Origin of the sequence: Nostoc sp. 'Peltigera membranacea cyanobiont' 213 (assembly GCF_002245975.1) — a bacterium.
Classification (GTDB): domain Bacteria; phylum Cyanobacteriota; class Cyanobacteriia; order Cyanobacteriales; family Nostocaceae; genus Nostoc.
This window is the reverse complement of sequence record NZ_NOLI01000018.1, coordinates 52,572-65,277: the sequence shown is the minus strand read 5'-3', so window position 1 is coordinate 65,277 and position 12,706 is coordinate 52,572. Positions and strand designations below refer to the sequence as shown.

The 12,706-nt window shown below is 40.1% G+C and carries 7 protein-coding genes; all 7 read left to right on the top strand.

Going from position 1 to position 12,706, the window contains the following annotated elements; all coding sequences use genetic code 11:
* Positions 1 to 71: 71 nt before the first annotated feature.
* The 7 genes from CDG77_RS08045 to CDG77_RS08015 all read left to right on the top strand — a co-directional run bounded on the left by CDG77_RS08045 (position 72) and on the right by CDG77_RS08015 (position 12,696).
* Positions 72 to 5,048 (top strand): non-ribosomal peptide synthetase, encoded by a 4,977-nt coding sequence (locus CDG77_RS08045; RefSeq protein ID WP_094328880.1) that lies wholly within the window; start codon positions 72 to 74, stop codon positions 5,046 to 5,048.
* 62 nt (positions 5,049 to 5,110) lie between these two features.
* Complete coding sequence (locus CDG77_RS08040; RefSeq protein WP_094328879.1) at positions 5,111 to 5,887, top strand: SDR family NAD(P)-dependent oxidoreductase; 777 nt, start codon at positions 5,111 to 5,113, stop codon at positions 5,885 to 5,887.
* Positions 5,888 to 5,919: 32 nt separating this feature from the next.
* The gene (locus tag CDG77_RS08035) at positions 5,920 to 7,707 is read left to right on the top strand and encodes an ABC transporter substrate-binding protein (protein ID WP_094328878.1); all 1,788 of its coding nucleotides are present in this window, start codon (positions 5,920 to 5,922) and stop codon (positions 7,705 to 7,707) included.
* A 152-nt stretch (positions 7,708 to 7,859) separates the two neighbouring features.
* A complete protein-coding gene (locus tag CDG77_RS08030) occupies positions 7,860 to 8,822 on the top strand; it encodes an isopenicillin N synthase family dioxygenase (protein WP_094328877.1) in 963 nt (320 codons plus the stop codon).
* A gap of 80 nt (positions 8,823 to 8,902) precedes the next feature.
* Positions 8,903 to 9,892, top strand: a complete 990-nt coding sequence (locus tag CDG77_RS08025) for an isopenicillin N synthase family dioxygenase (RefSeq protein WP_094328876.1) — start codon at positions 8,903 to 8,905, stop codon at positions 9,890 to 9,892.
* A 73-nt stretch (positions 9,893 to 9,965) separates the two neighbouring features.
* Complete coding sequence (locus tag CDG77_RS08020; protein ID WP_094328875.1) at positions 9,966 to 11,123, top strand: hypothetical protein; 1,158 nt, start codon at positions 9,966 to 9,968, stop codon at positions 11,121 to 11,123.
* 52 nt (positions 11,124 to 11,175) lie between these two features.
* The gene (locus CDG77_RS08015; RefSeq protein WP_094328874.1) at positions 11,176 to 12,696 is read left to right on the top strand and encodes an MBOAT family O-acyltransferase; all 1,521 of its coding nucleotides are present in this window, start codon (positions 11,176 to 11,178) and stop codon (positions 12,694 to 12,696) included.
* The last annotated feature ends 10 nt before the right edge of the window (positions 12,697 to 12,706 follow it).

Here is a 12,706-nt window from a genome sequence, read left to right as displayed (position 1 = left end):
AATTAATATTGCATTTTCTCTCTGTATTTATCTGGTTAATTAAAAAAGAGATATTACAAAAAAACATCACAATGGTAGCTATACAAAATCAAAATAAAGCTAAAGATATTGAAGCCATCTACCCCCTTTCGTCAATGCAGCAGGGGATGTTATTTCATACGCTCTATCAGCCAGAATCAAGAATATACTTTGAGCAGTTTCGCTTTACTCTTTATGGCGATTTAAACAAAAGTGCGTTTGAGCAAGCTTGGCAACAAGTGGTGCAAAGACACTCGGCTTTACGGACACTTTTTGTTTGGAAGAACCGCAAACAGCCAGTCCAAGTAGTGCGTAGACAGGTTAATTTATCTTGGATGAACAGAGACTTGCGTTTGCTCTCAACTGAGGAACAGCAAACACAAATTAACTCTTTCTTAAACACAGATAAAGAGCAAAGTTTTGAACTTGACAAAGCTCCCTTGATGCGGTTTGTTTTATTTCAGTTAGCAGACGAGACTTATCATTTTATTTGGAGCTTTCATCATATATTGCTTGATGGTTGGAGTTGGCCGATTCTCTTTAAAGAAATCTTTGCTTTTTACGATTCTATAAATAAAAATCAACAATTATATTTAACTCCAACTCGCTCTTACCGAGACTACATTAATTGGTTGCAGCAGCAAGACTTGTCTAGTGCTGAGGAATTTTGGCGGCGAACTCTTGAGGGTTTTACTGCTTCTACCCCTTTGGTTGTGGAACAAGCAGTAGGGCAGATTGCTCACCAGCAAACCACTAATATTCGACACCAACATCTATCCGCCGAAGCAACTGCTACCTTAAAATCTTTTGCCCAACAACATCACCTCACCGTTTCTACCTTAGTTCAGGCGGGTTGGGCGTTGTTACTTAGTCGCTACAGTGGTGAGTCTGATGTGGTGTTTGGGGCTACAGTGTCCGGTCGTCCTCATAACTTATCTGGTGTAGAGTCGATAGTGGGATTGTTTATTAATACCTTACCTGTACGGATAAAAATCCCTGAAACAGCTGATTTATTGCCTTGGCTAGTGCAATTGCAACAAGAGCATATAGAACGAGAGCAGTATTCATACACCTCACTGGTAGATATTCAAGGTGTAAGTGAGATTCCGAGGAATCAACCTTTGTTTGAAAGCATTGTGGTGTTTGAAAACTACCCTGTAAACGCAACACTGCAAGCGCTTCCGGGAAATTTGAGAATAGGCGATCGCCAAGCCCTCGGAGAAACAAATTATCCTTTAACGGTGGTGGCAATTCCCGGTGATGAACTGGTAATCAAAATCAACTACGATCGCGATCGCTTTGACGCAGATACCATTGATCGGATGATTGGTCATTTACTCACCCTGTTGCAGGGTATTACTACTAATTCTCATCGCAATATAGGCGAATTACCGCTACTCACACCAGCAGAAAAAGATTTACTCCTAGTACAGTGGAACGCTACCCAAGCAGCCCAACCCATCAATGATTGCATCCATCAATTATTTGAGCAACACGTTGAAAAAACACCCGAATCTGTGGCGGTGGTGTATGAAAATCAACGATTTACTTACCGAGAGTTAAACCAACGCGCCAATCAGCTAGCTCATCATCTGCAAAGGTTGGGTATCAAACCAGATGCACCTGTGGGGATTTGTCTGGAACGCTCTCTAGAAGCAGCAGTTGCCATATTAGCAACCCTGAAAGCTGGTGGTGCTTGCGTTCCCCTTGACCCTACCTATCCTCCAGAGCGTTTAGCATTTATACTAGCGGATACTGGTGCAACCGTTGTATTGACTCAAGCTAGTTTAAAAGGGATTGGGGATTGGGGATTAGGGACTAGGGAACAGGAAAATTTGGTGAGGGATTCTGATTCGTTACCCAGTACCCAGTCCCCAGTGCCCAGTCCCCAAATGATTTTGTTAAATGAGGGATGGGATGCGATCGCTAAAGAATCTGATATAAATCTTCAGACAGATACACAAGCGCAAAATTTAGCATATATCATCTATACTTCTGGGTCTACAGGAACTCCTAAAGGTACGCTTGTCCCTCATAGATCGCTCACCAATTTAATCGAACACCATCAAGCGAAGATGACAACAGGTGTGGGTGTGCTTCAGTTTGCTTCCCTCAGCTTTGATGTCAGCTATCACGAAATGTTTGCGGCGTGGGGTTTAGGCGGCACGCTGTATATGATTGGTGAAAGCGATCGCAAAGATTTAGATAAATTAATTCAGTTACTTGCTCAAGAACCAATCGCCAAAGTATTCCTTCCCGTCACCTTATGGCAACAATTAGCAGAAATATACGGAGACGAAGAACATCTATTTCAGAATATTAGAGAAGCGATCGCTTGTGGCGAACAACTCCAGATTACTCAACCAATGATTAAGCTGTTTGGGCGTTTAGAGAATTGCAGACTCTACAATTTATACGGGCCAACAGAAGCAGATTTAGTTACATCATATACATTTGGCGACCAACCAGAAGAATGGCCAATTTATCCGCCAATCGGTAAACCTGCCGTTAACGTCCAAGTTTATCTATTAAACCACAATCTCCAACCCGTGCCGATTGGCGTTCCTGGGGAACTCTACGTTAGTGGTGATGGCTTGGCTCGTGGCTACCTCAACCGCCCAGATTTGACAGAGCAAAAATTTGTCCCAAATCCGTTTTACAATTCAAAATTCAAAATACCCTACGGGAACGCCAAGGGCGTACAAAATTCAAAATTATATAAGACTGGAGATTTGGCACGTTACCTCAGTGATGGCAACATTGAATTTTTGGGACGCATAGACGATTTAGTAAAAGTTCGGGGTTTTCGGGTTGAACTTGGCGAAGTTGAAGCGGTTTTGAGCAAACATCCCCAAATTAACCAAGCAGTGGCTAAGGTGTTTGGGCAAAGTGCCAGAGAAAAATATTTAGTTGCTTACTTCGTACCAATTCAAGGGCAGACAGTCACCATCGAACAGCTGCGTACTTTTCTTCAAGACCAGTTGCCAGACTACATGATTCCATCGGCTTTTGTACAGATGGAATCGTTTCCCCTGACTTCCAACGGTAAAGTCAACCGTCGCACTTTACTAGAACCGACGACCAGCCGACCAGAATTAGCTCAAACTTTTGTTGCACCCCGGACTCCCACCGAAGAAATTTTGGCGGGTATTTGGAGGGATGTTTTAGGGTTAGAACAAGTTGGGATTTATGACAACTTCTTTAATTTGGGAGGACATTCCTTACTGGCTACTCAGGTTATCTCTCTGACACGCAAAGCATTTAAGGTAGAATTGCCTCTGCGAAGTTTATTTGAATCTCCAGCGATCGCAACATTAGCTAGAACAGTTGAGACAGCAACTAAGCATGAACTTTCGCGGGATATCATACCATTTAAAGCGGTGCGAACGTGTGACGGAGTACTGCCAATCTCCTTAACTCAGCTAGAGTTTTGGTTTTTCGAGCAATTCTATCCCGGCAATCCTGTTTACAACCTGCCGCTAGTTTATCGCGTGACAGGTTCGCTAGATGTGAAAGCGTTAGAGCAGAGTTTAAGAGAAATTGTACGACGACATGAAACCTTCCGAAGTACTTTTAAGGTGGAAAACGGACAAGTAGTTTATACAATTTCCCCCGAACCTGTATTTGACTTCGCAGTAATAGACTCACAAAATATCCCTGAAACAGAAGCGAAACGACAAGCTGAGAAGGAGATTAAACAGCCTTTTGATTTGGCGCGGGGGCCGTTATTACGCAGTAAACTTTGGCGTTTGAGTGAAACTGAGCATTTGCTTGTAGTCACAACGCACCATATTGTTGCTGATGGTTGGTCTTTTAGCGTGTTGACTCAAGAAATGGCAACCCTTTACGAAGCTTTTTCTCAGAGTAAGCAATTCCCCCTGAACGAGTTACCCATCCAATATGCAGACTTTGCTCATTGGCAAAGACAATTATTGCAGGGACAAACCTTAGAATCACAGATGCAATTCTGGAAACAACATCTAGGTGACACCCCTCCAATTTTAAAACTACCAACCGATTATCCACGCCCAGCCGTGCGAACCTTCACAGGTGCGCGTCATCCATTGGTGATTTCTTCAGACTTAACCAAAGCACTCAAAACCTTGAGTCAGCAGGAAGGCGTAACCTTATTTATGACCTTGTTAGCAGCACTCAAAACATTACTTTTCTGCTACACAGGACAACCAGACATCATTGTGAGTACAACAGTTGCCAATCGTACCCGTCCCGAAACAGAAGGACTGATTGGTTTCTTTGTCCATTTACTGCCATTCTGCACCAACTTAGAAGGCAATCCCAGCTTCCGCGAACTATTGCGGCGGGTGCGAGAAGTGGCTTTAGGAGTGTATGCACATCAGGAAATGCCCTTCATCAAACTATTAGAAGAACTGCAACCAGTTCGAGACTCTAGTTACACACTGTTAGCTCAGGTGATGTTTGTTTTCCAAAACACTCCAGAAGATGATTTAAAACTAGCAAATTTGACTTTAAAGGAGGAATTTATTGCAACGGATACCAAAGACACAGCCGAGTTTGATTTAAATCTCACACTCCAAGAAACAACAGAGGGAATTGAAGGCGCTTTAGTCTACAGAACCGATTTGTTTACACCTGCTAGCATCGCCAGAATGGTAACAGTCTTTCAAAACTTACTTGAATCTCTAATTACTAATCCTGACCTACGTCTTAGAGAACTTCCCTTTTTAAATGAGGGTGAAAATTTACCAATTCAAAATAACAAATTACCAATAGCGAATAACTTTCAGAATGAATTTACTGAACCCAGTAACTCTATTGAAGAAACCATATTAGCTATTTGGAAAGAAGTTTTAGGGTTAGAACATATCAGTATACAAGATAATTTCTTTGACTTGGGAGGACATTCTGCTCTGGTTCTACAACTCACATACAAATTACAAAAAGCTTGGCAAATAGAATTACCCTTAGTTTCCTTATTTGAGAAAAACACCATAGTTGAGCAAGCAGAAACTATCCGCAATTTACAAAGAAAGGCAGAGATAGAGAATTAGTCTCTTATCAATAACAAATGACAAATGACAAATGACAACCCTTACTAATTGACTAAAAAACCGTGAAACCCTCCCTTTTTGACCTAACAGGAAAAGTCGCCATTATCACCGGATCTGCACGAGGTATCGGCAAATCCATAGCTCAAGGATTAGCATCTGTAGGCACAAAGGTTGTGGTTGCTGATATTAAAGCAACCGAAGCAGAAAAAACTGCACAAATAATTCAGGAGGCTGGAGGCGAAGCGATCGCAATTCCCACCGATGTCAGAAATCGCCAAGATTGTTTACACCTAATTGAGCAAACTGTGGCGCACTATCACAGGCTTGACATTATGGTGTGTAATGCCGGCATTGACATCATCAAACCGGCGGCTGACTTAGAGGAGTTGGAGTGGGATAACATCATCAACGTCAATTTGAAAGGATACTTCCATTGCGCTCAACTGGCGGCTCAACAAATGATCGAACAAGGGACAGGCGGCTCAATTATTATGAACTCTTCTATTGGCGGTGTAGTGGGAATAAGTGGTTCGGCGGCTTATACAGCATCGAAAGGAGGGGTAAATTTACTAGTGCGATCGCTAGCACTGGAATGGGCAGATCGTCAGATTCGAGTTAATGCTTTTGCTCCTGGCTATATAGACAACATTATGGAAGGTACTGAAACATTTCGGCGATCGCCACAGGAAGATCGGCAACATCTGAGTGCTGTGATTCCCATGCAGCGACGCGGAAAACCAGAGGAACTCATCGGCCCAGTGATATTTCTCGCGTCTGAAGCAGCTTCTTATGTGACGGGGGCAATTTTGATGGTGGATGGGGGATACAGCGCCATGTAGGGTAGGTAAAAGAAGTTTCTGAGAGTACAACTATGCGAAGATTGATCGCACTTACTACTATTTGCCGTCGGCAATCGCCAGCTATCATCGGATTTATCCTGGCGATTGTCCTAGTTAGTTGCGTCCAAACTAACTCGATCAACAAAGCAGTAGCTGGATCTCAAATCATCCTTAGTAGTTCTGCCGAACCCAACACCTTTAACCCTCAGTTGATGGAGCAGGGAGTCGGAATTTTGACTTTCCTCTATGAAGGGCTAATTCGTGAAAATGGTCGAGGAGAAATTAAACCAGCATTAGCGCGATCGTGGGAAACTTCTGAAGACCAGAAGCGCATTATTTTTACACTGAGGAAAGGACTGAAATGGTCAGATGGTAAACCACTAACTGCTGATGATGTGGTGTTTACTTATAAAGATATTTACACGAATCCTGCTATTCCTTCCTATGCCAAAGATTTTTTACAAATAGGCAAAACTCGCAGTTTTCCTACAGTGAAAAAATTAGATAATTGGCGCGTTGAATTTACCCTTCCAGAACCTTTTGCTCCCTTTCTTCGCACAACAAAACTAGAAATTTTACCTGCTCACATTCTGCGATCCAGCATCACCACAAAAGACTCAGCAGGTAGACCGCTATTTCTCTCAATCTGGGGAACAAATACTCCACCCAATCAAATTGTTAGCAACGGTGCTTATAAATTGGAATCATACGTTCCAAGTGAGCGAATAACCTTTCGCAAAAATCCCTATTACTGGCGTAAAGATACTCAAAATCATACTCAACCCTATATCGATCGCATTGTTCTAAATACGGTTAGCAATAATGATACAGCATTAATTCAATTTCGTTCTGGAGGACTTGATTTTATTGAGGTAAATTCTAACTATTTTTCATTATTGAAACGAGAAGAAAAAAGGGGAGAATTCACAATTTATAACGGTGGTTCTCAAACAGGAAGCACAGCGATGATGTTTAATTTGAATACAGGACTAAGAAATGGTCAGCCTTTAATTAATCCGATTAAATCTCGCTGGTTCAATACAGTAGCATTCCGCCAAGCCGTTGCTTATAGCATCAATCGCCCGCGGATGGTAAACAACCTATTTGCAGGTGTAGGAGCGCTACAAAATTCACCCATAGCCGTGCAGAGTCCTTACTATCTTTCTCAGCAAGCAGGTTTACCAGTCTACAACTATAACCAAGAGAAGGCAAAAGCATTACTTCTCAAAGCAGGTTTTCGATACAACAATCAAGGTGAGTTATTCGATAGCGATGGGAATCGAGTCCGGTTTACGCTCACCGCTAATGTTGGTAATAAGGTGTTGCAAAACATGGCTCCTTTAATTCAAGACGATTTGAGCCAGATAGGAATTCAGGTAGATTTAAATTTGATTGGAGTGGGATTGGTTGTAGACAAATTAGCAAATCGTCTGGATTGGGATTGTCAGATTATTGATGGTTTCCCAATGACAGTAGAACCCAACGAAGCAGTAAATATTTGGTCTACTAAAGGGAACTGGCATTTTTTCAACCGCCAACCCCAAGCCGGACAAATACCGATTACTAAACAGGAGGTAGCAGATTGGGAACAAAAGATTGACGATCTCTACATTCAAGGTACAGCAGCAAATGAAGCACAGCGTAAACAAATTTATGCAGAAACTCAAAGGTTGAGTCAGGAATATTTACCGTTTATTTATCTAGTAAATTCATTATCAATGGTGTCTATGCGAAATCGGATTCAGGGGGTGAAACATTCGGCTTTACAAGGAACATTTTGGAATATTTATGAACTGAAAAGTAATCCTATCAATAATTAACAAATTTTGAGCAAATTCTTCAAACCTTTGCGCTACTTTGCGTTTACTTTGCGACCCTCTGCGTTTCAAAACATTACGATTTTACACAACGCTGTACTTAAAAAACCAAATTAAATCTAACTTTCAAAATTACAAAGAGGAATTTTTAAACGATGAACCCAATCAAAGAACGTGAACCCCAAGTAATTGTTTCCACACAGATTCCTGTGATTGATTTCCATCCATTTATGGTTGGTGATATTGCAGCTAAAGAAACAGTTGCCAATCAAATCTCGTGTGCTATTCAAGAAATTGGATGTTTTTACCTCGAAAATTGTGTACCTCAGACCTTAGTCGATCGAGTTTTTGCTCAAGCGCAAAGTTTTTTCGCCCTACCACAAGAGGAGAAAAATCAAGTAAAACTTGCTCCAGGAACGAGTCGAGGCTATGTTGCTCGTGGTAAAGAGCGAGTATTGCTAGAAGCATTCAATTTTGGTTTAGACGTTGCAACCGATGAAGCGGGTGTAACTCCCCAAGGATTTGGTGAACCTAATCGATGGCCTGAAAACCAAAAAGAGTTTCGCCAACTGCTACTAGAATTTTTTACAACTTGTCGTGATGCGTCCTTTAGTATTTTACAAGCGATCGCGATCGCCTTGAAACTACCAGAATCCTACTTCACCGATTTCCATCTAGAACGCAACTTCAACACCTCTATCAATCACTATCCATCTCTACACCAAGCTCTCCCTCTCGGCGAGACTCGCTTCGCTGAACATACAGATTACGGCAGTATTACCTTAATATTTCAAGATGAGACGGCTGGGCTAGAAGTTTGCAACGATGCGGGAGAGTGGATTGCAGCCCCCTTCGTCCCTGGTAAAGTTCTGGTCATCCTTGCAGATTTAATGCAGCGCTGGACAAACGATAAGTTTCCCGCCACCAAACATCGAGTTCCCCTACCTTCCAAATTTCCTAGTAATCCCAGGTACTCAATTATCTATTTTGAGTCTCCTGATTACGATGCCGAAATTACTTGCTTAGAGTCAAACGCAACACCCAACTATCCACCAATTCGCACCCATGAATATATCAATCAAATTGCGACAGGAAGCTATGCATCTGAAAAAAAATAGACCTTTTTGTTTGTAGTATGCGCTTTAGCGCTAAAGCGCATACTACAAACTTGAATTTATAACTCAATTCATTTTTAACGATGCTATCAATTAACGAACTTTCAAAAGAGCCTATTATTTCAACACAGATTCCTGTTATTGACTTACATCTATTTTTAGTTGGTGACAGAGTTGCTAAAGAATTAATTGCCAATCAAATCGCCAGTGCTTTACAGGAAATGGGATGTTTTTACCTGAAAAATCACGATATAAACGCAACTTTGATTACTCAAGCATTTACTCAAGCCAAGGATTTGTTTGGACTGCCATTAGAGGATAAAAAGCAGGTAGCTTTAACAGAAAAATGTCATCGAGGATATATTCCTATGGGGATGTCAAGCATACTCAGCGAACAGTTTTATTTTGGTAGAGAAATGAAACCAGAGGAATTAGATAAGCTAGATCATCCTTTTCACCAACCGAACCAATGGCTACAGAATCAACCTGAGTTCCGGGAAGTGATGCTGCAATTTTTCATAGCTTGCCACGCAAGTACGCTAAAAGTTCTTGAAGCTTTAGCCATTGCTTTGAAGCTGCCAGAATCGTATTTTACTGAATTACATTCTGAGCAAAACCATGCTATGGGTTTACATCACTATCCTGGTGCATCTGAACTTCCGCAATCCCAAAATATTCGCCTGGGAGAACATACAGATGGAAACACTATTACTTATGTATTTCAGTATGAGGTAGAAGGCTTAGAAATTTGCACCAAAGCTGGAGCGCGAATTCCAGTTCCCCTAATTCCTGATACGGTTGTCGTCATGGCAGGAGAAGTTTTACAAAGATGGACGAATGATAAAGTTTATGCCACAAAACACCAAGTTGCCATCCCATCTGTATCCCACGACATTAAACCAAGATACTCCTTTGCTTTTTTTGCCTCTCCTAATAATGATGCCGAAATCGCTTGTCCTGACAGTTGTTTAGAGACAAATGAAACTGCAAAGTATCCACCTATTTTAACGAGTGAATTTTACATCCAAAGAAACAATAATAATACATCGATTTTAACTTACTCCAAAAATTAAACTTTTTCCTCTCTGTGCCTTTGGGTCTCAGCATGAAACAAAAATAAGTAATTTATTCTTAATACAACTAACAATGAATGTAGATACCTGGAAAAAAGTAGTACCAAGATCAGTAGTTATGTTTTCTTATAGCATGATTTTTATGCTTTCTTTGATTTCGACTGCGGGATTAATCAATACGGTTTTACCCTCTTCTGTTAGTCCTCAAAATCTTGGTGATATCAGTATTAAGTTCCAATATTTTAGCGATCACAAAGATGATTATGATGTTATTTTCTTAGGGCCTAGTACTACTTACCAAGGAGTTGTCCCTAAAGTATTCGATGCAACAATGGCAGCTAATGGGAAAACTATCAGGTCTTTCAACTTTGGAATCATGGCGGCAAATGTAGCTGAATTGGATTTCTATTTACAAAAGATTCTCGCTTTAAAACCAGCAAACTTAAAATGGATATTTTTAGACTGCTTAGTTGACTTTTTTATGGAGGATGCACCGACTGCGGCTAAAAATGTTTATTGGCATACTCCTATAAAAACGATAGAAAATTTTCAATTAATTTCTGAGTCAACCTCTACTTTGAAAGAGAAAATTAGCGGGTTTTATGCAAATTCAGTAAGTTTTCTTTATAGATGGTTAGGTATTGGTTATTTTTCTAATTTTTGGCTGCAAAAATCGGAAGTATCGGAAGTATTACCAAAAGGAATATCTGGTGATAAATTAATACAGGAAGCCGGATATTATGCAATGGATTGGCTGGAAAATAGTGAAAAATGGAAACAAATTTTTCTATCGAAACGCTTGGAGAGTTATCAAGAGCAACTAAATCAATCAAAATCAGGAGTTTTTGTTCGAGGAAAAGATACGTATCCACTTAATTCTTATGCAATCAAAATTATTAAAAACATAGATTCTAGAATTGATAGTCAAAATAAAATGGAACCTATTTTCTTTATTCCTCCAGTTTTAAATACTGATTTTGATAATTCTGCTATTACAAAAGCTTACAATAATGGTTATATTTCTAATTTATTTGCTTTTAATAGACCCAATACTTTCACTACTTTATACGAAGTTGATCGCCGATCTGATGGTAGGCATTTAAATCACGAAGGCGCTCAAGAATTTACACGCATTTTTGCAGCAGAATTTTCTCAATATTTGAATTCATCTAATCAATCACTTGTATCTAGAAGTCAGTCAATCAAAGCAAAATTTTCCAATCAAACATGAAAAAATATCTCCAACTCGCTAGTTACTAGTTAATTCACACCTGAGAATAAATATGGTTTTTACAGAATTTCGTTTTCTCTTTTTCTTTATGATTATTTTCTGCATCTACTGGGCTTTGCAGAAACACGATCATCGTAAAACTTGGTTATTAATCTGTAGTTACATTTTTTATGGTGTTTGGGATTGGCGCTTTCTTTCCCTGCTTTTGCTTTCGACAGTTGTTGATTACTTTGTTGGTTTGATGTTATCTAGACCACAGGTAGATAATTCAATAGTAAAAGCAGAAATTCAAACAACTGAGACTGTAAAAAATGGATGGATAAATTTTTTCTCTTGGGATGCACTGCTGAATAAACCAATAAATCAGCAGCAGCGCCAAGGATGGTTAGTACTCAGTTTAGTTGTAAATTTAGGTTTATTAGGATTTTTTAAGTACTATAACTTCTTCGTTGACTCTGCCTCAAACTTATTAATTTTTCTGGGTCTACCTGTTAGTATTAATACCCTTCAAATCATTCTGCCAGCAGGAATTAGTTTTTATACATTTCAAACTCTGAGCTATTCAATTGATGCCTATTTGGGTAAACTCAAACCTATTAATAATTTTTGGGATTTTGCTCTATTTGTAACTTTTTTCCCCCAGTTAGTTGCAGGCCCTATTGTCCGCGCATCTACTTTTTTGCCTCAACTATTAACTCCAAAAACTTTAAACAAGGTTGATTTTCAGGGATGCTTAACGCTTTTTCTGGTGGGATATTTCAAGAAAGCTTGTATTTCGGATAATCTTTCTCCCTTGGTAGACCAGTATTTCACGAATCCAGAAGCTTATACTGTCTTAAGTTGTTGGATTGCCGTAATTTCTTTCGCTATACAAATATACTGCGACTTTTCTGGCTATTCTGATATGGCGATCGCCTGTGCAGGTTTACTGGGATATAAGCTACCCCTCAACTTTAATTTTCCCTACTTTTCTGCAAATGTCACTCAGTTGTGGCAACGTTGGCACATTACGCTTTTCACCTGGCTGCGAGACTATATTTATAGCCCTTTGATGAAAATGCGACCAAAAGAAGAACGCACAGAATTCTTTCAGTCTAGAAATATTCTCATCCTGATGCTTACCTCTGGACTTTGGCATGGTGCGGCTTGGCATTTTGTTGTTTGGGGAGGATTGAATGGCGTTGCTTTAATTGTTCACAAGAAATGGTCATCTTGGATTGCTCCCTACAAGCGATTGCTACCACTCAGAAATATGTTAGGCATACCACTGACATTTTACTGGTTTTGTGCGTCTGCAATCTTCTTTCGGAGTAACGATATCACTAGTGCTATCCAAATAGCGAAATCTTTTGTATTCCTCAATTCTCCTGGTTCGGAAAACCTAAACATCCAAGTAGCTTGGATTTTTATACCTTTAGTTATGATGCACTGGGTCGCTTATAAAAATTGGTTGGCGGGCTGGTGGCAAAAAATTCCTCAATGGAGTTTTGCGGTTTTTTATGGGGTGATAGTTTCAACAATACTTCGGTTTGCAGCCATCAATCCTCAACCATTTGTTTATTTTCAATTTTAGTTAATTTTGT